General features: G+C 64.5%; 26 protein-coding genes. 22 read left to right on the top strand and 4 right to left on the bottom strand.

Features of this window, described 5'->3' with window-relative positions; all coding sequences use genetic code 11:
- Position 1 precedes the first annotated feature (1 nt).
- The 5 genes from dnaK to QHG62_RS05940 all read left to right on the top strand — a co-directional run bounded on the left by dnaK (position 2) and on the right by QHG62_RS05940 (position 8,630).
- Positions 2-1,939, top strand: a complete 1,938-nt coding sequence (gene dnaK / locus QHG62_RS05960; protein ID WP_281149941.1) for a molecular chaperone DnaK — start codon at positions 2-4, stop codon at positions 1,937-1,939.
- Between the two features lie 97 nt (positions 1,940-2,036).
- Complete coding sequence (gene dnaJ, locus QHG62_RS05955) at positions 2,037-3,173, top strand: molecular chaperone DnaJ (RefSeq protein WP_258505162.1); 1,137 nt, start codon at positions 2,037-2,039, stop codon at positions 3,171-3,173.
- 628 nt (positions 3,174-3,801) lie between these two features.
- Positions 3,802-5,724, top strand: coding sequence for a PrkA family serine protein kinase (locus tag QHG62_RS05950; protein WP_126747425.1), 1,923 nt, complete (start codon positions 3,802-3,804; stop codon positions 5,722-5,724).
- Between the two features lie 63 nt (positions 5,725-5,787).
- Positions 5,788-7,080 carry a YeaH/YhbH family protein gene (locus QHG62_RS05945; RefSeq protein WP_258505161.1) on the top strand — a complete coding sequence of 431 codons (1,293 nt, stop codon included), beginning with the start codon at positions 5,788-5,790 and terminating at the stop codon, positions 7,078-7,080.
- Complete coding sequence (locus QHG62_RS05940; protein ID WP_281149940.1) at positions 7,077-8,630, top strand: SpoVR family protein; 1,554 nt, start codon at positions 7,077-7,079, stop codon at positions 8,628-8,630. The genes QHG62_RS05945 and QHG62_RS05940 overlap by 4 nt, the downstream gene beginning before the upstream one ends.
- A gap of 18 nt (positions 8,631-8,648) precedes the next feature.
- On the opposite strand, the gene aroQ is transcribed toward QHG62_RS05940, so the two are convergent.
- On the bottom strand, positions 8,649-9,089 hold the full coding sequence (aroQ, locus tag QHG62_RS05935; RefSeq protein WP_281149939.1) for a type II 3-dehydroquinate dehydratase: 441 nt from the start codon (positions 9,087-9,089) through the stop codon (positions 8,649-8,651).
- Positions 9,090-9,164: 75 nt separating this feature from the next.
- Here aroQ and QHG62_RS05930 point away from each other — a divergent pair, with 75 nt between their 5' ends.
- The 11 genes from QHG62_RS05930 (at position 9,165) to gnd (ending at position 17,881) form a co-directional block, all read left to right on the top strand.
- Positions 9,165-9,863, top strand: a complete 699-nt coding sequence (locus QHG62_RS05930) for a Rieske 2Fe-2S domain-containing protein (protein WP_281149938.1) — start codon at positions 9,165-9,167, stop codon at positions 9,861-9,863.
- Positions 9,864-9,871: 8 nt separating this feature from the next.
- Entirely contained in the window at positions 9,872-10,735 is an 864-nt protein-coding gene (locus tag QHG62_RS05925) for an aromatic ring-hydroxylating oxygenase subunit alpha (RefSeq protein ID WP_281149937.1), read from the top strand.
- Positions 10,732-11,370, top strand: a complete 639-nt coding sequence (locus QHG62_RS05920) for a glutathione S-transferase family protein (protein WP_281149936.1) — start codon at positions 10,732-10,734, stop codon at positions 11,368-11,370. Before QHG62_RS05925 ends, QHG62_RS05920 begins: the two co-directional genes overlap by 4 nt.
- A 51-nt stretch (positions 11,371-11,421) precedes the next feature.
- Complete coding sequence (locus QHG62_RS05915; protein WP_281149935.1) at positions 11,422-12,528, top strand: S-(hydroxymethyl)glutathione dehydrogenase/class III alcohol dehydrogenase; 1,107 nt, start codon at positions 11,422-11,424, stop codon at positions 12,526-12,528.
- A 22-nt stretch (positions 12,529-12,550) separates the two neighbouring features.
- Positions 12,551-13,477 carry an alpha/beta fold hydrolase gene (locus QHG62_RS05910; protein ID WP_281149934.1) on the top strand — a complete coding sequence of 309 codons (927 nt, stop codon included), beginning with the start codon at positions 12,551-12,553 and terminating at the stop codon, positions 13,475-13,477.
- Positions 13,474-14,349, top strand: coding sequence for an S-formylglutathione hydrolase (gene fghA / locus QHG62_RS05905; RefSeq protein ID WP_258505150.1), 876 nt, complete (start codon positions 13,474-13,476; stop codon positions 14,347-14,349). The genes QHG62_RS05910 and fghA overlap by 4 nt, the downstream gene beginning before the upstream one ends.
- A gap of 49 nt (positions 14,350-14,398) precedes the next feature.
- On the top strand, positions 14,399-14,902 hold the full coding sequence (locus QHG62_RS05900) for a GNAT family N-acetyltransferase (RefSeq protein WP_281149932.1): 504 nt from the start codon (positions 14,399-14,401) through the stop codon (positions 14,900-14,902).
- Between the two features lie 28 nt (positions 14,903-14,930).
- Positions 14,931-15,320 (top strand): VOC family protein, encoded by a 390-nt coding sequence (locus QHG62_RS05895; protein WP_281149931.1) that lies wholly within the window; start codon positions 14,931-14,933, stop codon positions 15,318-15,320.
- A 12-nt stretch (positions 15,321-15,332) separates the two neighbouring features.
- Positions 15,333-15,752, top strand: a complete 420-nt coding sequence (locus tag QHG62_RS05890) for a TfoX/Sxy family protein (RefSeq protein ID WP_281149930.1) — start codon at positions 15,333-15,335, stop codon at positions 15,750-15,752.
- Positions 15,749-16,357 (top strand): 3'-5' exonuclease, encoded by a 609-nt coding sequence (locus QHG62_RS05885; RefSeq protein ID WP_281149929.1) that lies wholly within the window; start codon positions 15,749-15,751, stop codon positions 16,355-16,357. The genes QHG62_RS05890 and QHG62_RS05885 overlap by 4 nt, the downstream gene beginning before the upstream one ends.
- Before the next feature lie 105 nt (positions 16,358-16,462).
- On the top strand, positions 16,463-17,881 hold the full coding sequence (gene gnd / locus QHG62_RS05880) for a decarboxylating NADP(+)-dependent phosphogluconate dehydrogenase (protein ID WP_281149928.1): 1,419 nt from the start codon (positions 16,463-16,465) through the stop codon (positions 17,879-17,881).
- A 31-nt stretch (positions 17,882-17,912) separates the two neighbouring features.
- On the opposite strand, the gene QHG62_RS05875 is transcribed toward gnd, so the two are convergent.
- Complete coding sequence (locus QHG62_RS05875; RefSeq protein WP_281149927.1) at positions 17,913-18,428, bottom strand: gluconokinase; 516 nt, start codon at positions 18,426-18,428, stop codon at positions 17,913-17,915.
- A gap of 114 nt (positions 18,429-18,542) precedes the next feature.
- The gene (locus QHG62_RS05870) at positions 18,543-19,637 is read right to left on the bottom strand and encodes a PA0069 family radical SAM protein (RefSeq protein WP_281149925.1); all 1,095 of its coding nucleotides are present in this window, start codon (positions 19,635-19,637) and stop codon (positions 18,543-18,545) included.
- A 118-nt stretch (positions 19,638-19,755) separates the two neighbouring features.
- On the opposite strand from QHG62_RS05870, the gene QHG62_RS05865 reads away from it, so the two are divergent.
- Genes QHG62_RS05865 through QHG62_RS05840 form a run of 6 tightly spaced genes read left to right on the top strand, consistent with a single transcriptional unit; the run spans position 19,756 to position 23,895 of the window.
- Entirely contained in the window at positions 19,756-20,358 is a 603-nt protein-coding gene (locus QHG62_RS05865) for a GbsR/MarR family transcriptional regulator (protein WP_281149924.1), read from the top strand.
- Between the two features lie 56 nt (positions 20,359-20,414).
- Complete coding sequence (locus QHG62_RS05860) at positions 20,415-20,840, top strand: thiol-disulfide oxidoreductase DCC family protein (protein WP_281149923.1); 426 nt, start codon at positions 20,415-20,417, stop codon at positions 20,838-20,840.
- A 21-nt stretch (positions 20,841-20,861) separates the two neighbouring features.
- Positions 20,862-21,821 (top strand): SAM-dependent methyltransferase, encoded by a 960-nt coding sequence (locus tag QHG62_RS05855; protein WP_281149922.1) that lies wholly within the window; start codon positions 20,862-20,864, stop codon positions 21,819-21,821.
- A gap of 56 nt (positions 21,822-21,877) precedes the next feature.
- Complete coding sequence (locus QHG62_RS05850; protein WP_281149920.1) at positions 21,878-22,924, top strand: SRPBCC domain-containing protein; 1,047 nt, start codon at positions 21,878-21,880, stop codon at positions 22,922-22,924.
- Positions 22,921-23,541, top strand: a complete 621-nt coding sequence (locus QHG62_RS05845; RefSeq protein ID WP_281149918.1) for a DUF4166 domain-containing protein — start codon at positions 22,921-22,923, stop codon at positions 23,539-23,541. Before QHG62_RS05850 ends, QHG62_RS05845 begins: the two co-directional genes overlap by 4 nt.
- Before the next feature lie 6 nt (positions 23,542-23,547).
- Complete coding sequence (locus tag QHG62_RS05840) at positions 23,548-23,895, top strand: DOPA 4,5-dioxygenase family protein (protein ID WP_281149917.1); 348 nt, start codon at positions 23,548-23,550, stop codon at positions 23,893-23,895.
- Between the two features lie 14 nt (positions 23,896-23,909).
- Here QHG62_RS05840 and QHG62_RS05835 read toward each other — a convergent pair whose 3' ends face one another.
- Complete coding sequence (locus tag QHG62_RS05835; protein WP_281149916.1) at positions 23,910-24,566, bottom strand: glutathione S-transferase; 657 nt, start codon at positions 24,564-24,566, stop codon at positions 23,910-23,912.
- Positions 24,567-24,570: the final 4 nt, after the last annotated feature.

Below are 24,570 nucleotides of genomic sequence, written 5' to 3'. Positions count from 1 at the left end.
CATGGCAAAGATCATCGGCATCGACCTCGGCACCACCAACTCGTGCGTGTCGATCATGGAAGGCAACACCACGCGTGTGATCGAAAACTCGGAAGGTGCGCGCACCACGCCGTCGATCGTGGCTTACCAGGAAGACGGCGAAGTGCTGGTCGGTGCCTCGGCCAAGCGCCAGGCGGTGACGAACCCCAAGAACACGCTCTATGCAATCAAGCGCCTGATCGGCCGCAAGTTCGAAGAAAAAGAAGTCCAGAAAGACATCGACCTGATGCCCTACACCATTGCCAAGGCCGACAACGGCGACGCATGGGTGGAAGTGCGCGGCAAGAAGATGGCGCCCCAGCAGGTGAGCGCCGACATCCTGCGCAAGATGAAGAAGACCGCCGAAGACTACCTCGGCGAAGCGGTGACCGAAGCCGTGATCACGGTGCCGGCCTACTTCAACGACGCACAGCGCCAAGCCACCAAGGACGCCGGCCGCATTGCGGGCCTGGACGTCAAGCGCATCATCAACGAGCCCACCGCCGCGGCCCTGGCCTTCGGCCTGGACAAGCAGGACAAGGGCGACCGCAAGATCGCCGTGTATGACCTCGGCGGCGGTACCTTCGACGTGTCGATCATCGAAATTGCCGACGTGGACGGCGAGAAGCAGTTCGAAGTGCTCTCGACCAACGGCGACACCTTCCTGGGCGGCGAAGACTTCGACCAGCGCATCATCGACTACATCATTGCCGAGTTCAAGAAAGAACAAGGCGTCGACCTGAGCAAGGACGTGCTGGCCCTGCAGCGCCTGAAGGAAGCGGCCGAAAAGGCCAAGATCGAACTGTCGAACAGCGCGCAGACCGACATCAACCTGCCCTACATCACGGCCGATGCCTCGGGCCCGAAGCACCTGAACATCAAGCTCACGCGCGCCAAGCTCGAGAGCCTGGTCGACGAGTTGGTCGAGCGCACCATCGCGCCCTGCCGCCTGGCCATCAAGGACGCCGGCATCAGCGTTTCGGACATCAACGACGTGATCCTGGTCGGCGGCATGACCCGCATGCCCAAGGTGCAGGAAAAGGTGAAGGCCTTCTTCGGCAAGGAGCCGCGCAAGGACGTGAACCCCGATGAAGCCGTGGCCGTCGGCGCCGCCATCCAGGGCCAGGTGCTCTCGGGCGATCGCAAGGACGTGCTGCTGCTGGACGTGACCCCGCTGTCGCTGGGCATCGAGACCATGGGCGGCGTGATGACCAAGATGATCACGAAGAACACCACGATCCCGACGAAGTTCGCGCAGACCTTCTCCACGGCCGAAGACAACCAGCCGGCCGTGACCATCAAGGTGTTCCAGGGCGAGCGCGACATTGCGGCGGGCAACAAGCTGCTCGGCGAGTTCAACCTCGAGGGCATTCCGCCGGCAGCGCGCGGCACGCCGCAGATCGAGGTGAGCTTCGACATCGACGCGAACGGCATCCTGCACGTGGGCGCCAAGGACAAGGGCACCGGCAAGGAAAACAAGATCACCATCAAGGCGAACTCGGGCCTCTCGGAAGACGAGATCCAGAAGATGGTGAAGGACGCCGAGCTGAACGCGGCCGACGACAAGAAGAAGCTCGAAATCGTGCAGGCGCGCAACCAGGGCGAAGCCATGGTGCACAGCGTGAAGAAGTCGCTCGGCGAACACGGCGCGAGCCTGGACGCCGGCGAGAAGGAAAAGATCGAAGCCGCGATCAAGGACCTCGAAGAAGCCCTGAAGGGCGAGGACAAGGCCTCGATCGAGGAAAAGACCAACACGCTGATGACCGCAAGCCAGAAGCTCGGCGAAAAGATGTATGCCGAGGCGCAGGCCGCTGCAGGCGCCGCCGGCGGCCCGGGTGCTGCCGCTGGCCCGGAAGCTGCGAGCGCGCCGGCCGATGACAACGTGGTCGACGCCGAAGTCAAGGAAGTCAAGAAGGACTGATCCTCAGCCCTTCGAACAAGGCTGGAATACCTGAGCGGGTGTTCCAGCCTTTCTCGCTTCAAGTTACGGCTTCACGCCCGCCCCGACCGAACCAGCCATGGCCACAAAACGCGACTACTACGAGACCCTCGGCGTTCCCAAGAACGCGAGCGAGGAAGAAATCAAGAAGGCTTATCGCAAGCTTGCGATGAAGCACCACCCTGACCGCAACCACGGCGACACCAGCAAGGACGCCGAGGCCAAGTTCAAGGAGGTGAAGGAAGCCTACGAAATGCTGTCGGACAGCCAGAAGCGCGCGGCCTACGACCAGTACGGCCACGCCGGCGTCGACCCCAACATGCGCGGCGGCCCCGGTGCAGAGGGCTTCGGCGGATTTGCCGAAGCGTTCGGCGACATCTTCGGCGACGTGTTCGGCGGCGGCCGCGGCCGCACCAGCGGCGGACGCCAGGTGTTCCGCGGCAGCGACCTCAGCTACGCAATGGAGGTCACGCTCGAAGAAGCCGCAGAAGGCAAGGAAGCGCAGATCCGCATTCCGAGCTGGGATGACTGCGGCACCTGCCACGGCTCGGGCGCCAAGCCCGGCACGAAGCCCATCACCTGCACCACCTGCCACGGCGCCGGCGCCGTGCAAATGCGCCAGGGCTTCTTCAGCGTGCAGCAGACCTGCCCCACCTGCCACGGCAGCGGCAAGATCATTCCCGAGCCCTGCACGGTGTGCCACGGCCAGGGCAAGATCAAGAACAACAAGACGCTCGAGGTCAAGATCCCGGCTGGCATCGACGACGGCATGCGCATTCGCAGCACGGGCAACGGCGAGCCCGGCACCAATGGCGGGCCCCCTGGCGACCTCTATATCGAGATTCGCCTCAAGAAGCACGAGCTGTTCGAACGCGACGGAGACGACCTGCACTGCGTGGTGCCCGTCAGCATGACGACGGCGGCGCTGGGTGGCGAAATCAGCGTGCCCACGCTCAAGGGCCCGGCCGCCATCGACATTCCCGACGGCACGCAAAGCGGCAAGCAGTTCCGCCTGCGCGGCAAGGGCATCAAGGGCGTGCGCTCGAGCTACCCGGGCGACCTGTATTGCCACGTGCGCGTCGAAACGCCGGTCAAGCTCACCGAGCACCAGCGCAAGCTGCTGAAGGAGCTTGACGAGTCGCTCAAGAAGGGTGGCGACAAGCACAGCCCCACCGACAAGGGCTGGCTCGACAAGGCCAAGGAATTCTTCAGCTGAAGAAGCTGAAGTAGCAAGAACAGGGGCCCATGCGGCCCCTGTCTTCGTTCATGCACGCGAACGGTGCCTGCCGACCTTGTTCGGTGCCGCGCACCATGAAGGCTCCCGCCAGAACCACGCCGACCGGCGATTGGCGCGCGTTCCCACGCGGACATGCGCGCCTTGCCCATCAAAAGATGGCGCGCAGATTGCTTTTATATATTTTTCGTTTGAGCAATAAACCCAAACAGCACATGGCGCGTTATTGTGGTGTAACCGTTTTTGGGCCGTGGGGGGCTCAATAGGAGGTGCTTTCCCCGGAAAAGAAGCAATGAGTGCATAGACCGATTGCCATAGGTATTTTCACTGGGCATCGGGATAGCACCAAGTCCGTTTGCCGAACCTTGGAATTTAGCTGGAATTGAGAAATGGTGCGGGTTTTTCTTGGGAACTTTACTCGGCACTGTGGTTCTGATTTAACAAACAATATTCCGGGTGCACTCTTTGCTTTATGCTGTTTGTGCAGATGTGATTAAGGGAGTTTTCCACGGCTTGCAGCCATGGGGCGGGCACCTTTAAAAAAGTTGCGACGCATTGCGGCTGCAGGCTTCGGGTTAATAAAACCCGCAGACTTGATGGAGGCGTGACCATGGATGTGATCAGCAACTTTGCCGCCCGCTACGAGCGCACCCGCGAGGAAGTCCTCTCGCTGCAGGACTACCTGGATATTTGCAAACGCGATCCCACAGCGTATGCCACTGCGTCCGAGCGGATGCTCAAGGCAATCGGCGAACCCGAGCTGGTCGACACGCGCAACGATCCCCGGCTTTCGCGAATCTTCGCGAACAAGGTCATCAAGATCTACCCCGCGTTCAAGGAGTTCTACGGCATGGAGGACGCCATCGAGCAGGTGGTGTCGTACTTCAGGCATGCCGCCCAGGGCCTCGAGGAAAAGAAGCAGATCCTCTACCTGCTGGGGCCCGTCGGCGGCGGCAAGAGCTCCATTGCCGAGCGCCTGAAGCAGCTCATGGAGCATGTGCCCTTCTATGCCATCCAGGGTTCGCCGGTCAACGAAACGCCGCTCGGTCTTTTCGACGCGGTCGAAGACGGCGAGATCCTTGAAAAGGAATACGGCATTCCGCGCCGCTACCTGAACCGCATCCTCTCGCCGTGGGCCGTCAAGCGCCTCGAAGAGTACGGCGGCGACATCCGCCAGTTCAAGGTGGTCAAGCGCTACCCTTCCGTGCTGCGCCAGATTGCCGTTGCCAAGACCGAGCCGGGCGACGAGAACAATCAGGACATCTCCTCGCTGGTCGGCAAGATCGACATCCGCAAGCTCGAGACCTATGCCCAGGACGACCCCGACGCCTACGCCTACTCCGGCGGCCTGTGCCTGGCCAACCAGGGCCTGCTCGAATTCGTCGAAATGTTCAAGGCGCCCATCAAGGTGCTGCACCCGCTGCTCACGGCCACGCAGGAAGGCAACTTCAAGGGCACCGAAGGCTTCGGCGCCATCCCGTTCGACGGCATCGTGCTGGCGCACAGCAACGAGAGCGAGTGGAAGGCCTTCCGCAACAACAAGAACAACGAGGCTTTTCTCGACCGGATCTACATCGTCAAGATTCCGTACTGCCTGCGCGCCTCGGAAGAAATCAAGATTTACGAGAAGCTGGTGCGCAACTCATCCTTGGCCAAGGCGCCCTGCGCCCCTGGCACGCTGCGCATGATGGCCCAGCTCTCGGTGCTCACGCGGCTGAAGGAACCCGAGAACTCCAGCATCTACAGCAAGATGCAGGTGTACGACGGCGAGAACCTCAAGGACACCGATCCCAAGGCCAAGTCGATCCAGGAATACCGCGACTACGCCGGGGTTGATGAAGGCATGAGCGGCGTATCGACCCGCTTTGCGTTCAAGATCATCTCCAAGGTGTTCAACTTCGACAGTTCCGAGGTGGCCGCCAACCCGGTGCACCTGATGTATGTGCTCGAGCAGCAGATCGAACGTGAGCAGTTTCCGCCGGAAACAGAACAGAAGTACATCAGCTACATCAAGGAGCTGCTGGCGCCGCGCTATGCCGAGTTCATCGGCAAGGAAATCCAGACGGCCTACCTGGAGAGCTACAGCGAATACGGCCAGAACATCTTCGACCGCTACGTCACCTATGCCGACTACTGGATCCAGGACCAGGAGTTCCGCGACGTGGACACCGGCGAGGTGTTCGACCGGGCCGCGCTCAACGCCGAACTCGAGAAGATCGAGCGGCCCGCGGGCATCGGCAATCCGAAGGACTTCCGCAACGAGATCGTCAACTTCGTGCTGCGTGCGCGGGCCGGCAACGCCGGGCGCAACCCCGCATGGACGAGTTACGAAAAGCTGCGCGCCGTCATCGAGAAGAAGATGTTCTCCAACACCGAGGAACTCCTGCCGGTGATCAGCTTCAACACGAAGAGCAGTGCCGACGAACAGAAGAAGCACGAAGACTTCGTGACCCGCATGGTCGAAAAGGGCTATACGGCCAAGCAGGTTCGCCTGCTCTGCGAATGGTACCTGCGGGTACGCAAGAGTTCATAGCGGTAGTTCACAGCGGCGAGGCCGGGGCCTCGCCCCCTTTTTGCAAGGAGCTTTGACATCATCGTGGCCATCCTGCAGCAGATCATCGACCGCCGGCTCTCGGGCAAGAACAAATCCATCGGCAACCGGGAGCGCTTCCTCCGGCGCTACAAAGGCCAGATCCAGGAAGCCGTGCGGCGCGCGGTCAGCGGGCGCAACATCCGCGAACTGGAGCAAGGCGAAGATGTCACCCTGCCGCGCCACGATGTGTCCGAACCGGTGTTCGGCCATGCGCGCGGCGGCGACCGCGAGTACGTGCATCCGGGCAACCAGGAATACCTGAAGGGCGACCGCATTGCGCGGCCCGAGGGGCAGGCCGGCGGCGGCTCGGGCAGCGGCGAGGCCGGAGACGGCGGCGAAGGCGAAGACGACTTTGTGTTCCGCCTCACGCGCGAAGAGTTCATGCGCGTGTTCTTCGACGACCTGGCGCTGCCGCACCTCATTCGCACGCAAATTGCCGAAGTGCCCGAATGGAAGAGCCACCGCGCCGGCTTCACGAACGATGGCACGCCCAACAACCTGCACGTGGTGCGCTCGATGCGCGGCGCCCTCGCGCGGCGCATTGCGCTCGGCGGCGAGCCGCGCAAGGAGCTGCGCCGCCTGGAGGCGCACCTGCTGCACCTGAAGCAGCATCCGCAGGCGGAACAGCCCTTCATCCAGAAAGAAATCCGCGAGACTGAAGAGCACATTGAAGAGTTGCGCAGAACCGCGCGGCATGTGCCCTACATCGACCCCATCGACCTGCGCTACCGCAATCGCGTGAAGACGCCGGTGCCCAGCGCCAAGGCGGTGATGTTCTGCCTGATGGACGTTTCGGGCTCCATGGACGAAGCCCGCAAGGACATGGCCAAGCGCTTCTTCATGCTGCTCTATCTGTTTCTCACGCGGCACTATGAACGCATCGATCTCGTCTTCTTGCGCCACCACACGCAGGCGCAGGAAGTGAACGAGGAAGAATTCTTCCACGCCACCGAAACCGGCGGCACCGTGGTGTCGAGCGCGCTGGTGCTGATGGACGAGATCATCAAGGCCCGTTACCCGAGCGGCGAATGGAATGTGTACGGCGCGCAGGCAAGCGACGGCGACAACTGGCACCAGGATAGCGGTCGCTGCCGCGAGCTGCTGGTCGAAAACATCCTTCCGGTGGTGCGCTACTACGCCTATGTGCAGGTGGCCGAAACCGAGCAGAACCTGTGGCAGGAATACGCGCAACTGGAGGGCCTGCAGCCCAACTTCGCGATGCGCAAGGTATCGGACGCAAGCGACATCTACCCCGTGTTCCGCGACCTCTTCAAGAAGGAAGGGGTGCCCGCATGACTTCCGACCACCCTCCCCTCGAGCGCATGAACCCCACCGGTCGCCTGGAGCGCCTGCCCAGTCCGTCGGACTGGACCTTCGATCTCATCGAGACCTACCACACGGAGATAGCGAAGACGGCGAAGGGCTTCGGACTGGACGTGTACCCCAACCAGCTCGAGGTGATCACCGCCGAGCAGATGATGGATGCCTACGCCAGCGTGGGCATGCCCATGATCTACCGCCACTGGTCGTACGGCAAGCAGTTCATCGCCACCGAAAAGAACTACCGCCGCGGGCACATGGGGCTGGCCTACGAGATCGTCATCAACTCCGATCCCTGCATTGCCTACCTGATGGAAGAAAACACCATGGCCATGCAGGCCCTGGTGATTGCGCACGCGGCCTACGGCCACAACAGCTTCTTCAAGGGCAACTACCTGTTCCGGATGTGGACCGATGCCTCGTCCATCATCGACTACCTCGTGTACGCGCGGCACTACATCGCCGAGTGCGAAGAGCGCCATGGCCTCGATGCGGTGGAGCAACTGCTCGACTCCTGCCATGCGCTGATGAACTACGGCGTCGACCGCTATCGCCGCCCGCAGAAGCGGTCGCTGGCGCAAGAGGGCACGCAGCGCGCAGAACGCGAGCGCTACATGCAGCAGCAGGTGAACGATCTGTGGCGCACCCTGCCGCGCAAGAGCGAACACACCACCGAATCCGACTCATCCCGCCGCTTTCCTTCGGAGCCGCAGGAAAACCTGCTCTACTTCATAGAAAAGAACGCCGCGCTGCTCGAGCCTTGGCAGCGCGAGGTGGTGCGCATCGTGCGCAAGATCGCGCAGTATTTCTATCCGCAGCGCCAGACACAGGTCATGAACGAAGGCTGGGCCACCTTCTGGCACTACACCCTGCTCAACACCATGTACGACCGCGGGCAGCTTGCCGACGGCTTCATGATGGAGTGGCTGAGTTCGCACACGGGCGTGATCTTTCAGCCACCGGTGGGGCACCGCGCCTACAGCGGCATCAACCCCTATGCGCTGGGTTTTGCCATGTTCACCGAGCTGCGGCGCATCTGCGAAAAGCCGAACGAGGAAGACAGGCGCTGGTTTCCCGACTTTGCGGGCACCGACTGGGTCAAGACGCTCGACTATGCAATGCGCAACTTCAAGGACGAGAGCTTCATCGGCCAGTTCCTGAGCCCGAAGACGATGCGTGATTTCAGGCTGTTCGCGATCCGCGACCACCAGAACGAGCCAGAGCTCGAGGTGTCCGCCATTCACGACGACAGCGGCTATCACGCGCTGCGCGAATCGCTGTCACGCCAGTACGACATCAGCAGCAGGGAGCCCGACATCCAGGTGTGGAACGTCAACATGCGCGGCGACCGCGCCCTGACGCTGCGCCACACGCAGCGCAACAACCTGCCGCTGCACGACGATGCCGAAGAAGTGCTGAAGCACGTCGCCCGGCTGTGGGGCTTCGACGTTCACCTGGAGAGCGTCGACTCCCAGGGCCACATCAGCCGCAGCTGGAAGGCCTCGGCCCCCAGGCAGACCGACTGATCGACCTCTCCGCAGGGTTCAGGGCGCCAGCGCCGCGATGGCCAGCGCGTAGCCTTTCACGCCCAGGCCGACGATGATGCCGCGCGCCGCCGGCGAAATGTACGAGCGGTGGCGAAACTCCTCGCGCGCATGCACGTTCGAGATGTGCAGTTCGATCAGCGGCACGCTTGCGCCCTTGATGGCGTCGTGCAGCGCAATCGATGTGTGCGTGTAAGCGCCGGGGTTCATCACCACGCCCAGCATGTTGCCCGCGGCCACCTCGCGGCCGGCCTCATGGATCCAGTCGATCAGCACGCCTTCGTGGTTGGACTGGCGGCACTCGATTTCCACACCGTGCGCGGCGCCGGCGTCCTTGCACAGGCGTTCGACGTCGGCCAGCGTGTCGCGTCCGTATTGCTCGGGCTCGCGCGTGCCAAGCAGGTTGAGGTTGGGGCCGTTGAGGACGAGTATTTTTTTCATGGTGAGTGGCGTCTGGCGATGCCTCCATTATGAGTGTGCGTCTTGCCTGGGACTTGCGCTAAGGTAGCGCGCATCATGATGAGCGCAGACAGCATTTCAGCCTGGCATCCGGTGGCCCGTTCGGCCGATGTGCGCCCCGGCGCCAACATCGTTGCAGGCTTTGCCCGGGGACAGGAGCTTGCACTCTGGCGTTCGGCCGATGGCGCACCGCAGGCATGGGAGAACCGCTGCCCCCACCGCAGCGTGCGCTTCACGCTCGGGCAGGTGGCGGAAAACCGCCTCTCCTGCGCGTACCACGGCTGGCAGTACGCCGCCGGCAGCGGGCAGTGCATGAGCATTCCCGCACATCCCGGCATGCCGCCGCCAAGCAACCTGTGCGCGAAGGTGTTCAGCGCCGTGGATGCAGCGGGCATGCTGTGGGTGAACCTCGCTGGCGAGGCCGCGCAAGCCCCGCCGCAAGACGACGTCGTGCCCGCCGGCTGGTCGTTCTGCCGTACGCTCGCCGTGCGCGCCGATGCGGCAAGCGTGCGCGATGCACTCGCCCGGCGCGGCTTTGCGAGCGACACCGCAACGACGGCGGCGTGGCACGGGCCGCTCGGCCACTACGGCACAGTGGCACTGGTGCTCGATGCACAACCACGGCTGGCCTTCATTCACCTCTGGACAGATGCCGCGCCCGGCACCGCCGCAATGAAGACGCTGCACATCACCGCACGCGGTCTCCGCAGCGAAATCGAAGAAGAAGAAAGTCGACGACCGCAATCGGCAGCCTGAAGAGAACCATGCCCTTCATCACAGACGATCCCAACATGCTCGACGACTGGCTGGTCGTCGGCCCTTCGACGACGCTCGCCGGCAGCTCCGATGCGCAGCCCCGCACGACTCGCCTGCTCGGCGAAACACTGCACGTGTGGAGCGACGCGGCCGGTGCACCGCAGTGCCGGCTCGGCACGCAAACGCTGGCCATCCAGTCACGCTACGGCTACCTCTGGGTCTGCCCAAGCGGCAAGCCGGCGCGGCCCCTGTTCGACTTTCCCGAATATGGCGAACCCGGGCGCCGCATGGTCGACTGCGGCAGCATCGGCGTGGCCGTATCGGGCTTGCGCGTGATCGAGAACTTTCTGGACATGGCGCACTTCCCCTTCGTGCACGCCGGCTTCCTGGGCAAGGTGCCGCACACCGAGGTGGCAAAGTACCAGGTGCAAGTCGACCCGGCCACCCAGGAAATCTGGGCCACCGACTGCCGCTTCTGGCAGCCCCGCGCCTCGGCCGCCCACGACAGCGGCGCCGAGGTAACGTACAAATACCGCGTCATGCAGCCGCTCACGGCCATGCTCTACAAGTCGAGCCACCGCGCCGGTGAGCTCGATGCCATTGCGCTGTTCCTGCAGCCGCTCGATGACGAGCACGTGATCGCCCACACGCTGCTCGCCTGCTACGACGACACCTCGACAGACGCCGAGCTCATCGCATTCCAGCAGACGATCTTCGGGCAGGACAAGCCGATTCTCGAGAACCACGCCTTCAAGCGCATGCCGCTCGAAGGCCGCGCCGAGACGCCGACGCGCGGCGACACGACCTCCGTCACCTACCGGCGCTGGCTGCGCGAGCGCGGCATGCGCTTTGGCGTGAGGCAAGCCGCATGATCAAGCTCTACGACTACGCCCTTTCCGGCAACTGCTTCAAGGTGCGGCAAATGCTGGCCTGGCTGGGCCTCGGCTACCAGAGCGTGCCGGTCGACTTTCACCCCGGCCGCGAGCACAAGTCGGCCGCGTTTCTCGCGCACGTCAATCCGCTGGGGCAGATTCCGGTGATCGACGACAACGGCTTAGTGCTGCGCGATGCGCAAGCCATCCTTGTCTATCTTGCGAGCAAGTACGACGCACGGCGCCGCTGGTACCCGGACGACCCACAGCTGCAGGGCCAGATCGCGATGTGGTTCGCCACCGCCGATGAAATTACCCGCACCGCATCGGCGGCCCGGCTGCACGACGCGTTCGGCTACGAAAATCTCGACATCGAAGCCTGCCGGCGCGGCGCTCATGCGGCCTTTCGTTTGCTGGACGACCACCTGGCCGAGCGCGCCTGCGAAGGCCTGCAATGGCTGGTCGGGCAACACGCCACCGTGGCCGACCTGGCCTGCTTTCCTTATGTGGCGCTGGCCGGCGAAGGCGGCATCCCTTTGGACGAATACCCTGCGCTGCGAAGCTGGGTGTGGGACTTTCGCCATCTGCCCGGCTTCATCGGAATGTCGGGTATCTTTGCTGCCGGCCCGGCCTGAGCGCCGGTCTGGGTATCCTTGTCCCTCTTCTCCTTTTTGCCCTGAAGTCCCATGAAAACAAAAGCTGCCGTCGCCTGGAAATCCGGAGACCCCCTCACCATCGAAACCGTCGACCTCGAGGGCCCGAAATTCGGCGAGGTGCTGGTCGAGATCAAGGCCACCGGCATCTGCCACACCGACTACTACACGCTCTCGGGCGCCGACCCGGAAGGCATCTTCCCGGCCATCCTCGGCCATGAAGGCGCGGGCATCGTGGTCGACGTGGGCCCCGGCGTCACCTCGCTGAAAAAGGGCGACCACGTCATTCCGCTCTACACGCCCGAATGCCGCCAGTGCAAGTTCTGCCTGTCGCGCAAGACCAACCTCTGCCAGCTGATCCGCGGCACGCAAGGCAAGGGCCTGATGCCCGATGCCACTTCGCGCTTCAGCCTCGACGGCAAGCCGATCTTCCACTACATGGGCACCTCGACCTTCAGCAACTACACGGTCGCGCCCGAGATTTCGCTGGCCAAGATCCGCGAAGACGCGCCGTTCGACAAGGTCTGCTACATCGGCTGCGGCGTGACCACCGGCATCGGCGCGGTGATCTTCACGGCCAAGGTGGAAGCCGGCGCCAACGTGGTGGTGTTCGGTCTCGGCGGCATCGGCCTGAACGTGATCCAGGGCGCCAAGATGGTGGGCGCCGACAAGATCATCGGCGTCGACCTGAACCCCGAGCGGGAAGCCATGGCGCGAAAGTTCGGCATGACGCATTTCATCAACCCGAAGGACACCGAGAACGTGGTCGATGCCATCGTGCAGCTGACCGACGGCGGCGCCGACTACAGCTTCGAGTGCATCGGCAACACCAAGGTGATGCGGCAGGCGCTGGAGTGCACGCACAAGGGTTGGGGACGCAGCATCATCATCGGCGTGGCCGAAGCGGGCGCGGAAATCAGCACGCGGCCGTTCCAGCTGGTCACCGGCCGCAAGTGGGAAGGCTCGGCCTTCGGCGGCGCGCGCGGCCGTACCGATGTGCCGAAGATCGTCGACTGGTACATGGAAGGCAAGATCAACATCGACGATCTGATCACCCACACCATGCCGCTCGAAGACATCAACAAGGGCTTCGACCTGATGAAGCGCGGCGAGTCGATCCGCGGCGTGGTGCTTTACTAGCCTCTGGAGGAGAACGCCAGCCATGAACCGCATGGAGCCCTTGCGCAAGATCGAGGCGGGCGTTCTCGAAATCGCCTATTACGAAGCCGGGCCCGCCGACGGCCCACCCGTGCTGCTGATGCACGGCTTTCCGTACGACATTCACACTTACGCCGAAGTGGCGCCGATGCTCGCCGACAAGGGTTGCCGCGTCATCGTGCCCTACCTGCGAGGCTACGGTGGCACGCGCTTCCTGAGCGATGCCACGCCGCGCTCCGGCGAGCAGGCCGCGCTCGGGGCCGACCTGCTCGCGCTGCTCGACGCACTCGGCATCCAGCGCGCGGTGCTCGCCGGCTACGACTGGGGCGGCCGCGCGGCGTGCGTGGTGGCGGCGCTCTGGCCCGAGCGCTGCGCAGGCCTCGTTTCGTTCAACAGCTACAACATCCAGGACATCGCCAGAGCGATGGAGCCCGACACGCCCGCGAACGAACACAGCCTCTGGTACCAGTACTACTTTCACAGCGAGCGCGGCCGGGCCGGGCTGGCGAAGGACCGCAAGGCGCTCACCCGCCTGCTGTGGCAACTGTGGTCGCCCACGTGGAAGTTCGACGACGCGACCTTCGAGCGCAGCGCCGCAGCCTTCGACAACCCCGACTTCGTCGAGGTGGTGATTCATTCATACCGCCACCGCTTCGGACTGGTGGCGGGCGACCCGGCCTACGCCGACATCGAACGCCGCCTGGCCGCGCAGCCTGCGATATCGGTGCCCACCATCACCTTCGACGGCCTGGACGATGGCGTGCGTCCGCCCGCCGAAGCCTCTGCCCACGCGCACCGGTTCAGCGGACCACGCTCGCACCGGCTGGTGCCCGGCGTGGGCCACAACATGCCGCAAGAGGCGTCTCGCATCTTTGCAGACGCCGTACTCGAACTGGTGCCCGCACTGCAGCCCAACAACAACTCCCGATGACCGACATCTTCAAGACCCTTTCCGAGCACCATGTCTTCGGCGGCGTGCAAAGCTTTCACGAGCATGCCTCGCACGAAATCGGCTTGCCGATGCGCTTCTCGGTCTACCTGCCGCCGCAAGCCGCCCACGAGCGCGTGCCGGCCCTGCTTTACCTTGCAGGGCTCACCTGCAACGAAGAAACCTTTGCTGTGAAGGCGGGCGCGCAGCGCATGGCGGCCAGCCTGGGCCTGGCGCTGATCGCTCCCGACACCAGCCCGCGCGGAAGCACCGTGGAAGGCCTGCCCGGCGCCACGGCCAACTGGGACTTCGGCATTGGCGCGGGCTTCTACCTCGACGCGACCGAGGCCCCGTGGTCCGCCCACTGGCGCATGGAAAGCTGGATCGTGCATGAGCTGCTGCCCTTCGTGGCAAAGCACTTCGCGGTCGACGACCAGCGCCTTGGCATCTTCGGCCATTCGATGGGCGGCCACGGTGCGCTCACGCTGGCAATGCGGCACCCGGGACGGTTCAAGTCGCTCTCGGCATTTGCGCCCATCTGCGCGCCCACGCAATGCCCGTGGGGCGAAAAGGCGTTCAGCGGCTACCTGGGAGAGCCCGGCGGCGACCGTGCCCAATGGCTTGCGCACGACGCCAGCGCGCTCATGAAATCGCAGACCGCCGCGCCGTATCCGCAAGGCATATTGATCGACCAGGGCCTGGCCGACAAATTCCTTGCCGAGCAGTTGTACCCGGAAGCCTTCGAGGCCGCCTGCTTTGCCGCGGGCCAGCCGCTCACCTTGCGCCGCCACGAGGGTTACGACCACGGCTACTACTTCATCCAGACCTTCATGGCGGACCACCTCGCCCACCACGCCCAAACCTTGCGTGGCTGATCGGCCATTCGTATCGACCGCGGCACACGGGCGCCGTATCATGAGTCGCATGTCTGCAGCACAGATTCCCGCGTTCCAATTGCGCTCTCGCGACGGCGCCCCTGAAGAGAGCCTGATGCTGGCCGGCATCTGGCGCCGGGCCTGGATAGCGGCCAACCGCAGGGCAACCGTGATCGAGCCGATCACGCACTGGCTGCGGCGCGTGCAAACAGAATTCGTACCGCCGGCCGACGTGGTGCTGGCCGAGCGCGAAGGCCAGGTGCTCGCCTTCATGGTGATGCTCGCCCGGCGCGAATACGTGGCCCAGCTGTTCGTCGAACCGCATCTGCGCAACCAGGGCCTCGGGCAGGCGCTGCTCGACGAAGCCAGCGTGCGCATGCCGCACGGCTGGAAGCTGCATGTCGCCATCAACAACACCGCGGCGCAGCGCTTCTACGAGCGCTACGGCCTGGTGCGCGGCGCGGTCGACAGGCACCCCGCCAGCGGACGCGAGCGGGTTGCGTACCATTGGTTTCCGCAGGGCACGCCACGGCAGCCGCGACACACCGGCTGAGTGCCCTTCCCCTTCGTCTTGTCTTTCCATGCGCATCGATCACATCGCTCTCTGGACCACCGATCTCGAACGCTGCAAGCGCTTCTATGTCGACTACTTTGGTGCCACGGCCGGGGCCGGCTATGCCAACCCGGCCAAGGGTTTTGCATCGTGCTTCCTGAGCCTGGGCGACGGCGCCCGCATCGAGGCCATGACCACCAGCACCCTCTCGCCCGTGCCGGCCGAACCCGGCGCGCAGCGCATGGGCTGGACGCACCTGGCCATCAGCGTGGGGTCCGACGCGGCGGTGGACGAGCTGACGCAGCGGCTGAAGGCCGACGGCTACCCGCTGCTCGACGGACCGCGCCGCACCGGCGACGGCTACTACGAAAGCGTGGTGCTCGACCCGGACGGCAACCGCATCGAGATCACGTCGTGAGCGGCTTGCGCAATGAGTGAGTTCGTAGAGAGCCTGCATGAGATTTTCGAACGCTTCGGCCGCATCGAGCCGCGCCGCATGTTCGGCGGCCACGGCATCTTTCACGAGGGACGCATGATCGCGATCGTCCTGAAGGACACGCTCTACCTGAAGTCCGATGCCGACAGCGCCGAACACTTCGACAAACTGAACCTGCCGCCTTTCACCTACGAGCGCGGCGGCAAGACCATGCCGATGTCTTACCGGCAAGCACCCGCCGATCTCTTCGAGGACCGGCACGAAGCCGCGCTCTGGGGCCGCCGCGCCTACGAAGCGGCCTTGCGTTCGGGCCAGCCGCCAAAGCAGAAAAAAACCGCCGCCGGCAAGACGGCCGCCAAGAAAACACCAGCAAAGAAAACCCCAGTGAAGAAAAAGAAAGCAGCCTCCTCGTGAGCGGCGACACCATCGCGTTGCCGCCCCTTCCCGAACGCGAGCAGATCGCCCTTCTCGAAGCCTTCGAGGGCCTCGGCCTCCAGGACATCGTCGTCGTCGCCACGCTGCAAGAAGCCGAGCACGCGGCCGCCGCGCTGCTGGCCGCGGGCGTTGCAGGCTTCGACACCGAATCGAAACCCACTTTCGCCAAGAACGAGGTGTCTGGCGGCCCGCACGTGGTGCAGTTTTCGACGCGCGAGAAGGCGTGGCTTTTCCAGCTGCACCGCACCGAATGCAACCCGGTCGTCGCCGCGCTGCTCGCCTCGACCGAACTCAGGAAGGTCGGCTTCGGGCTTTCGAGCGATCTCACACTGATCCGCAACCGCCTGAACATCGAACCGAAAGCCGTGTTCGACATCGACAGCGAGTTTCGCCGGCGCGGCTACCGCAAATCGGTCGGCGTGAAGACGGCCGTGGCGCTGGTGTTCAACCGGCGCTTCGTCAAGTCGCGCAAGGCGACCACGTCGAACTGGGCCAACAAGCAGTTGACCGAAGCTCAGATCCGCTATGCGGCCAACGATGCGTATGCCTCGATTCGCGTGTTCGATGCGCTCTTTGGCGGCTGAGCTGCCGCCCCTGCGGCCCGCTCGGCCATAGGCGCGCTCCAGCAGCAGCTCCGCGGCACCCCCGGCACAATGCCGGTCACATCTATCGCACACGAAAGAAGGGCCATGAGCAACAAAAGCGATTTCGGTTTGATCGGCCTGGCCGTGATGGGCCAGAACCTGGTGCTGAACGTGGAAAGCCGCGGCTTCCAGGTCAGCGTGTACAACCGCACCGAAGCCACCACCGAGGCCTTCGTGGCCGCAAACCCCGGCAAGAAGCTGGTCGGCGCGAAGACGCTGGAAGAGTTCGTTCAGAGCCTTGCCAAGCCCCGCAAGATCCAGATCATGGTGAAGGCCGGTGCGCCGGTCGACCAGGTCATCGAGCAACTGATTCCGCTGCTCGACAAGGACGACATCGTCATCGACGGCGGCAACAGCCTCTACACCGATACCGAGCGCCGCGATGCGTACCTCTCGGGCAAGGGCCTGCGCTTCATCGGCGCGGGGGTGTCGGGCGGCGAGGAAGGCGCGCGCAAGGGCCCCTCGATCATGCCGGGCGGGCCGCTTTCCACGTGGGAGGTGATGAAGCCGATCTTCGAGAGCATTGCAGCCAAGGTCGACGGCGAGCCTTGCGTGATTCACATCGGCCCGGGCGGCGCGGGCCACTACGTGAAGATGGTGCACAACGGCATCGAGTACGGCGACATGCAGCTGATCTGCGAGGCCTACAGCCTGTTCAAGGCCGCGGGCTTCACCACCGACGAAATGGCGGCAGTCTTCAACGAATGGAACGACGGCGAGCTGCAGAGCTACCTGATCCAGATCACCGCCAAGGCGCTCGAGCAGAAAGACCCCGAAACGGGCAAGCCGATCGTCGACGTGATTCTCGACAAGGCAGGCCAGAAGGGCACGGGCCAATGGACGCTCATCAACGCGGCCGAGAACGCGGTGGTCATCAGCACCATCAACGCAGCCGTTGAAGCACGCGTGCTGTCTTCGCAAAAGAACCACCGCGTGGCCGCAAGCAAGCTGCTGCAAGGTCCGACGGCGGAGCTTTCGCTCGACAAGAAGGCCTTGGTGGCCAAGGTGCACGATGCGCTGTATGCCTCCAAGGTCATCAGCTACACGCAAGGCTTCGACCTCATCAAGACGATGGGCGAGAAGAAGGAGTGGAAGCTCGACCTCGGCCGCATTGCGGCAATCTGGCGCGGCGGCTGCATCATTCGCGCGCGTTTCCTGAACCGCATCACCGATGCCTACCGCACCAACCCGGCGCTGGGCAACCTGATGCTCGACCCTTTCTTCAAGGACCTGCTCAACCGCACGCAGCAGAACTGGCGCGAAGTGGTGGCGCTGGCCGTGAGCAACGGCATTCCGGTGCCGGCGTTCAGCGCGTCGCTCGCCTACTACGACAGCTACCGCACCGAGCGCCTATCGGCCAACCTGCTGCAGGCGCAGCGCGACTTTTTTGGCGCGCACACGTATGAGCGGGTCGACAAGCCAGCGGGCGAGTTCTTCCATACCAACTGGCCCGAAGTGATCTAAGGGCCGGCGCAGACGGCCGGGTGCTTGCGCTCTAGCGGCGCGCAGCTTCCGGGATTTCGCGTTTGATCTGCGCCACCAGTTCCGGCAGCGGCGCGGTGGCGTCGACGGCAACCACGCCGGCCTCGCCCACCGGCGATTCGAGCGTGGCGAACTGGTTGGCCACCAGGCTGGCCGGAAACATGTGCTCGCCCGCGCCCGCACGCGCGGCCACGCGCCGCTCGGCCTCGTCGCGCTCGATGGCCATGAACACGAAGCGCAGGTCCGGCACGGCCGCACGCAGCTGCTCGCGGTAAGCGCGCTTGAGCGCAGAGCAAGTCAGCACCGCGCCCTGCGGCTTGTCGGCAAGCGCACGGCCCAGAGTGGCAAGCCAGCCGGCGCGGTCGGCATCGGTCAAGGGGATGCCCTGGCGCATTTTTTCGACGTTCGACGCAGGGTGGTGGTCGTCCCCTTCGATCAGCGGCAGCGCAAAGGCGGTCGCAAGCGCCGCCCCCAGGCTCGACTTGCCGCAGCCTGAAACTCCCATCACCACTATCCATATCCCGTTCATGCGTACCTTTGCAGCCATGGCCGGACGGCCGATGCCGCCGGTGGGTTGAATCTACCGCTTATTTTGAAGCGGATTTGATGCGATGCCCGGCTGCAGGCCGCACGGGACCAGCCCTCAGAAAAGACTGCCCTGCCCCGCCGCACCCGGCGGCCGGAAGGCGCCCAGGTCGAGCGGAATGCGTTCGCGGTTGAAGCCGATGCGGTTTGCCGCCTTCTCGAAGCGCTGGCGGATCAGGTCGGCCCAGAGGCCGGTGCCCTTCATGCGCGTGGCAAAGTCGGCGTCGTAGTCCTTGCCGCCGCGCATTTCGTGGATGCGCGCCATGATGCGGTCCGCCCGCTGCGGGTAGTGCAGCCCCAGCCACTCCTTGAACAGGGGCGCCACCTCCCACGGCAGCCTGATCACGGTGTAGAAGGCGCTGCGCGCACCGGCCTCCCAGGCCGCTTCGAGCACCTGCTCCATGTCTTCGTTGACGAACGGGATCTGCGGCGCCACGCTCACCCCCACCGGCACGCCTGCCTCGGCCAGGGTGCGAATGGTGCGCAGCCGCCGATGCGGAGCGGCCGCTCGCGGCTCGAGCTTGCGGGCCAGTTCGCCATCGAGCGTGGTCACGGTCACGTACACCGCGGCAAGGTGCTGGGCGGCCATGGGCGCGATCAGGTCGAGGTCGCGCTCCACCGCGCTCGACTTGGTGACCAGCGCAAATGGGTGCCGTGTTTCTTGCAACAGCTCGATGATCGAACGCGTGAGGCGCAGTTCGCGCTCGATGGGCTGGTAGCAATCGGTGGCGGTGCCGATGGCGACGTGGCTTGGCCGATAGCCTTTGCGGCCGAGTTCGGCGCGCAGCACCTCCACGATGTTTCGCTTGGCAATGAGCTTGGTTTCGAAGTCGAGCCCCGGCGAGAGGTTGAGGTAGCTGTGGGTGGGCCGCGCAAAGCAGTAGATGCAGCCGTGTTCGCAGCCGCGATACGGGTTGAGCGAACGGTCGAACGACACGTCGGGCGATTCATTCTGGTTGAGCACCGACTTCACGTCTTCGAAGCGCACCTCCGTCGCCAGCGGCAGCAGCCCTTCGGCTTCGGCCGCGCCCTCTTCGAGCGTGCCCCAGCCGTCGTCGAACGCATTGCGCTCATCACGCGAAAAGCGGTGTGCCAAGTGCGTGGCCGCGCCCCGGCCTTTGATGATGTGGATGGGAATGTGGGCAGCTGGCATGTGGCGCACCTTTCTTTTGACTACTGTTTATTCATACAGTATTCCAAACCAGCGGCATGTGCAAATGAATTTGTATTTCTCTATTGACAGAAATTTCTAAAATCTTAGACTTCGAGGCATGGAACTCACCGACATCCAACGCAAATTCGTCCTCCACTGGGGCGAGATGGGCTCCATGTGGGGTGTCAACCGCACGGTTTCGCAAATTCATGCGCTGCTGTTCGCCCATGGCAAGCCCATGCATGCCGAAGAGCTCTCCGACACCTTGGGCGTGGCCCGCTCCAACGTGAGCAACAGCCTGAAGGAACTCCAGGCCTGGAACCTGGTGCGGGTAACGCACATCCTCGGCGACCGCCGCGACTACTTCGAAACCAGCGTCGACGTGTGGGAACTGTTTCGCACCGTGGTGCGCGAACGCAAGGAACGCGAGTTCGATCCCACCATCCGCGTGCTGCGCGAAATCGTCTCGAGCCCCGACTTCCAGAAGGAGCCTGCCGATGCGCAAGACCGCATCCGCTCCACCATGGACCTGATGAGCAAGCTCGCCACCTGGGCCGACGAAATGCTGCGGCTCTCGCCCGGCACGCTCGACAAGGTGCTGACGCTGGGCGCCAGCGTGCAGAAGTTCGTTCGCGGCGATGCGCCTCCGGCGGCGCCCACGGCACCGAAGAAAAACGACGATGACCCGGATGCCCATCACGCCAGCCTGCCGATGATCTGAGCTTCTCTTTTTTTGCCAAATCATTTCTGTTTTGACAGAAATAACGAAACAAAACCATGCGCCCTGCTGTCACCTACCCTCTCACCGTTTACTACGACGCTACCTGCGCCCTCTGCACGGCCGAGATGAACGGCATGAAGGCGCGTGATGCCGCCGGGCGCCTGCAGCTGGTCGATTGCTCGCCGCCGGGCTTCAGCGAAGGACCCGCGCCTCGCGAGGCGCTGATGACGGCGATTCACGCGGTAGACGCCGCCGGACAGGTGTTCGCGGGCGTCCCTGCCATTCGGGCCTGCCGCGATGCCGTCGGGCTGCCGAGCGGCAGCTTCCTTCTCGACCTGCCGCTCGTCGCGCCGCTGGCCGACCGCGCCTATGCGGTGCTTGCGCGCAACCGCTACCGGCTGCCGCGCTGGCTGGTCACCCTGCTGGCCGGAAAGGCCGCCCGCTCGTCGGCCACATGTGCCGGTGGCAATTGCCGAATCTGAAAAGAGAAAAAGGAGCTTTTTGTGCCCAATGTTTTCCAGCCCGATTTCCGCGCGGCGCAGACGCCTGAAGCTCCGCTGTCCAACCAGGCCATCACACGCGCGGACACGCAGGACTACTTCACCGAGGTGGCCGACGACTACCGCGCATGGAGCCCCAGCTACAACATGCACTTCGGCTTTTGGCGGCTCGGGCTCAACCCATTGCGGCGCGAAGGCATGCTGGTGGAGATGAACCGAACGGTCGGCCGCGCACTGAAGCTCGACGAGGCCGACGCTCCCAGCCCGAAGCAGGAGGCCGCGCAACCCCGCCGCTGCGTGATCGACCTGGGCTGCGGCGCCGGCGCCACCGCGCGCACACTGGTGAGCGAAGACCCGTCGCTGTATGCCGTCACCGTCACCAACGTGGCCGTGCAGAACAGCATCGCGGCCCGGCTCGACGCCCGTGCCGGCGTGGCCGATCGCATGGCGCACATCGAAGCCGACTACACGCGCACCGGCCTGCCGGCGGCGCAAGCCGATGGCGCGTGGGCAGTGGAGAGCGCCTGTTACGCCAGCGGTACGGCCAAGGCCGATTTCGTGCGCGAGGCGGCACGCCTGCTGAAGCCCGGCGCTCGGCTGGCGGTGGTCGACGGCTTTCTGCTGCGGCGCCAGCCCGGCCGCGTCGCCGGCTGGCTGCACCGCCTGTGGGCCGACAGCTGGGCCGTGCCCACGCTGGCCGTGCAGGAAGACTTTGTGACCGCACTGCGCGACAACGGGTTCGAAGACGTCAAGGTGCAGTCGCTGCGCTGGCGCGTCGCGCCCAGCGCGCTGCACATTCCGGCGCTGGCCACGCGCTTTGCGCTGGCCGAGCTCTGGAAGGCGCGCGGCAAGCTCAGCCCCTGGCGCCGCAAGCACATTGTCGCGAGCTACTGCGCCCTGGTGCTGGGCGTTTTCTGGCGCGACTTCGACTACTGCATGGTGACCGCCAGGCGCAGCGGCTGACAACAAGCGCCACCGAAACAACAAGACAGCAAACACAACGAGGAGAAGAAACCTACATGAGCACCGAACCCGAAGAAGCCGCACCGCGCGAGTTGCCACCCACCGCGACCAGCGCCGCAGAAATACAGGAGCCGCCGCTGCGCCGCATGCCCTTTGCATGGTTCTGGCCACTGCTGGTGGGCGCCGCGGCCGCCTTCGTGCTGCGCATCGCCTTCAGCGGATTGCCGGGCCAGCGCTTCTCGGCCATGCTGGGCTCCTTCATCTACCTTGCGCCCGCGGTGTGCGGTGCCGTCACGGTCTATATGGCCGAGCGAATCGAGCGGCGCGGGTGGGGCTACTACATCTGGGCACCCTGGGTTGCCACCGCGCTGTTCGTGGTCGGCACGCTGCTGGTCTACATCGAGGGAATGATCTGCGCCATCGTGATCGTGCCGATGTTCGCCTTCATGGGCAGCCTTGGCGGGCTGGCCATGGGGCTGGTCTGCCGTGTCACCCACTGGCCCAAGCCGGCGCTCTACAGCTTTGCGGTGCTGCCGCTGCTACTCGGCGCCATCGAGCCGCAGTTGCCCAACCCGGAGCTGATCTCGAAAACGTCGCGCACGGTCTTCATCGCCGCGCCCGCCGAACGCGTGTGGCATGAGCTCAACGATGTGCGCGACATTCGCCCCACCGAAGTGGGCGATGCGTGGGCGTACCGCATCGGCGTGCCCATGCCCGTGGCGGCCGTCACCGAGCAAACGTCCGAAGGCCGCGTGCGCAAGGTGCAATGGCAGAAGAACGTGCACTTCGACGAGGTCGTTACCGACTGGCAGCCGCTGAAGCGGGTGGAATGGCGCTACCGCTTCTCGCCCGACTCTTTTCCGGCCGGTGCGCTGGACGACCACGTGCTCATCGGCGGCCACTATTTCGACCTGCGCGACTCGGCCTACACCCTCACCCCGCGCGAGGGCGGCACGGAGCTTCGCATCGACGTTTCATGGCGCGTGAGCACGCGCTTCAACTGGTATGCCGACCGCGTGGCGCACTTTCTCCTCGGCGATTTTTCCGAGCACATCCTGCGCTTCTACAAGGTGCGCAGCGAAGCGGCCGCGGCGGCCGCATGACCGACACCCGGCCCGTCTTTCAGCAAGTGCTCGGCCCCGCCTGGGAGCGGCTGGGCGAGGTCATCCGCCGCCACTACACCATGGCGCCGTTTTCGAATGCCCACGTGTGCGTGCGCGGCACCATGGACGAAGTGCACCACGCACCCTGGGCAAGGCTGCTCATGCCCTTCGGCCGCCTGTTCGGCGCACTCGTTCCCTACACCGGCACCGGCGTGCCGATCGAAGTGCACTACCGCTGCCGGGCGGACGACGCCCTCTTGTACTGGGACCGTGTCTTCCGCTTCGAAGGCCGCGCGCCGTTCCATTTTCGTTCGCACATGGGCCGTGTGGCAGAGCGCGGCAGCGAGGTGGTCGAATACGTGCGCTTCGGCATCGGCATGCGCCTGGCTGTGAGCGCGGAAGAAGGCGCGCTGGTGTTTCGCGACAAAGGCTACATCTGGCGCCTTGGCAGGCTGCGCTTGCCGCTGCCGCTGGGCCTGCTGCTGGGCACGGCCTACGTCGAGGAGCGGCCCGACCCGGCCGATGCCGACGGCTTCACCATGAAGATGGTGCTGCGCCACCGCTGGTTCGGCGACGTGTTCCGCTACAGCGGGCGCTTCAGGTTAGGGCCACAATGAGCCCATATGCCGCGCCGCCCTGAAAACCTCTATCCGCAGTACCACGCCCACGTCTATTTCGGCCCCGCTACGGTCGCGCAGGCAAGGCAACTGTGCGAGCGCGCGGGCCATGAGTTGATGGTGGTGGTCGGCCGGGTGCATGAGCGCCTGGTCGGGCCGCATCCGCACTGGAGCTGCCAGCTGGCGTTCGACGCGGCCGAGTTCGACCAGGTGATCGATTGGCTGGAGGCCAACCGCAACGGCCTCGACATTTTTGTGCACGGCGTCACGGGCGACGACCTGGCCGACCACACGGCGCATGCCATGTGGCTCGGTGAAGAAAGCGCACTCGACCTGCGGATGTTCCGGCACTAGGCGGCAGGCCCCGCTTAGAACTCCGCGTCCAGTTCGTCGATTTCCTCGGGTTCCTGCTTCGCGGCGGCCACCCACTCCTGCATGGCGGGCAAGTCCATCACGCGCTTGCAATAAGAGGCGCAGACCGAGTCCAGCGGCACGTCGTAGCTCAGAAAGCGCGTGACCACCGGCGCATACATGGCGTCGGCCATGCCGGGCTGCTTGCCGAACAGGAAGGGGCCGCCGTAGGTCTTGAGGCATTCGCGCCAGATGGCGACGATGCGGTCGATGTCGGCCTGCGCACGCGACCAGATCTTGAAGCCCGGAAAGCGCGCCTTGATGTTCATCGGCAAGGCGCCACGCATCGAAGCAAAGCCGGAATGCATTTCGCCGCAGATGGCGCGGCAATGCGCGCGGGCCTGGATGTCGGCCGGCAGCAGCCCCGCCTTGGGCTTGATCTCGTTCAGGTATTCGCCAATGGCCAGCGTGTCCCACACCTTCACGCTGCCGTGCTGCAGCGAAGGCACCAGCATCGACGACGAGAGCAGCAGCATCTCGGCCTTCATGGCCGGGTCGTCGGGCGGAATGATCTTTTCGCTGAAGTCCAGCCCGGCCAGCCTGCACATCAGCCAGCCGCGCAGCGCCCAGGCGCCGTAGTTCTTGCTGCTGATGGTGAGAACGGGTTTGGCCATCGTG

The sequence above is a fragment of the Variovorax paradoxus genome (assembly GCF_029919115.1).
In the GTDB taxonomy this organism is placed as follows: domain Bacteria; phylum Pseudomonadota; class Gammaproteobacteria; order Burkholderiales; family Burkholderiaceae_C; genus Variovorax; species Variovorax paradoxus_O.
The sequence above is the reverse complement of the archived record's forward strand: the minus strand, read 5'-3'. Positions and strand labels throughout refer to the sequence as shown.

What these genes read in the sequence shown, in the direction of transcription:
- QHG62_RS05925 (WP_281149937.1), top strand. Translation starts at nt 9,872, where the DNA reads ATGCCCTTCATCACAGACGATCCCAACATGCTCGACGACTGGCTGGTC.
- dnaJ (WP_258505162.1), top strand. Translation starts at nt 2,037, where the DNA reads ATGGCCACAAAACGCGACTACTACGAGACCCTCGGCGTTCCCAAGAAC.
- QHG62_RS05930 (WP_281149938.1), top strand. Translation starts at nt 9,165, where the DNA reads ATGATGAGCGCAGACAGCATTTCAGCCTGGCATCCGGTGGCCCGTTCG.
- QHG62_RS05940 (WP_281149940.1), top strand. Translation starts at nt 7,077, where the DNA reads ATGACTTCCGACCACCCTCCCCTCGAGCGCATGAACCCCACCGGTCGC.
- QHG62_RS05895 (WP_281149931.1), top strand. Translation starts at nt 14,931, where the DNA reads ATGCGCATCGATCACATCGCTCTCTGGACCACCGATCTCGAACGCTGC.
- QHG62_RS05875 (WP_281149927.1), bottom strand. Translation starts at nt 18,428, where the DNA reads ATGAACGGGATATGGATAGTGGTGATGGGAGTTTCAGGCTGCGGCAAG.
- QHG62_RS05865 (WP_281149924.1), top strand. Translation starts at nt 19,756, where the DNA reads ATGGAACTCACCGACATCCAACGCAAATTCGTCCTCCACTGGGGCGAG.
- QHG62_RS05850 (WP_281149920.1), top strand. Translation starts at nt 21,878, where the DNA reads ATGAGCACCGAACCCGAAGAAGCCGCACCGCGCGAGTTGCCACCCACC.
- gnd (WP_281149928.1), top strand. Translation starts at nt 16,463, where the DNA reads ATGAGCAACAAAAGCGATTTCGGTTTGATCGGCCTGGCCGTGATGGGC.
- QHG62_RS05845 (WP_281149918.1), top strand. Translation starts at nt 22,921, where the DNA reads ATGACCGACACCCGGCCCGTCTTTCAGCAAGTGCTCGGCCCCGCCTGG.
- QHG62_RS05950 (WP_126747425.1), top strand. Translation starts at nt 3,802, where the DNA reads ATGGATGTGATCAGCAACTTTGCCGCCCGCTACGAGCGCACCCGCGAG.
- QHG62_RS05910 (WP_281149934.1), top strand. Translation starts at nt 12,551, where the DNA reads ATGAACCGCATGGAGCCCTTGCGCAAGATCGAGGCGGGCGTTCTCGAA.
- dnaK (WP_281149941.1), top strand. Translation starts at nt 2, where the DNA reads ATGGCAAAGATCATCGGCATCGACCTCGGCACCACCAACTCGTGCGTG.
- QHG62_RS05860 (WP_281149923.1), top strand. Translation starts at nt 20,415, where the DNA reads ATGCGCCCTGCTGTCACCTACCCTCTCACCGTTTACTACGACGCTACC.
- QHG62_RS05835 (WP_281149916.1), bottom strand. Translation starts at nt 24,566, where the DNA reads ATGGCCAAACCCGTTCTCACCATCAGCAGCAAGAACTACGGCGCCTGG.
- aroQ (WP_281149939.1), bottom strand. Translation starts at nt 9,089, where the DNA reads ATGAAAAAAATACTCGTCCTCAACGGCCCCAACCTCAACCTGCTTGGC.
- fghA (WP_258505150.1), top strand. Translation starts at nt 13,474, where the DNA reads ATGACCGACATCTTCAAGACCCTTTCCGAGCACCATGTCTTCGGCGGC.
- QHG62_RS05890 (WP_281149930.1), top strand. Translation starts at nt 15,333, where the DNA reads ATGAGTGAGTTCGTAGAGAGCCTGCATGAGATTTTCGAACGCTTCGGC.
- QHG62_RS05870 (WP_281149925.1), bottom strand. Translation starts at nt 19,637, where the DNA reads ATGCCAGCTGCCCACATTCCCATCCACATCATCAAAGGCCGGGGCGCG.
- QHG62_RS05915 (WP_281149935.1), top strand. Translation starts at nt 11,422, where the DNA reads ATGAAAACAAAAGCTGCCGTCGCCTGGAAATCCGGAGACCCCCTCACC.
- QHG62_RS05920 (WP_281149936.1), top strand. Translation starts at nt 10,732, where the DNA reads ATGATCAAGCTCTACGACTACGCCCTTTCCGGCAACTGCTTCAAGGTG.
- QHG62_RS05900 (WP_281149932.1), top strand. Translation starts at nt 14,399, where the DNA reads ATGTCTGCAGCACAGATTCCCGCGTTCCAATTGCGCTCTCGCGACGGC.
- QHG62_RS05840 (WP_281149917.1), top strand. Translation starts at nt 23,548, where the DNA reads ATGCCGCGCCGCCCTGAAAACCTCTATCCGCAGTACCACGCCCACGTC.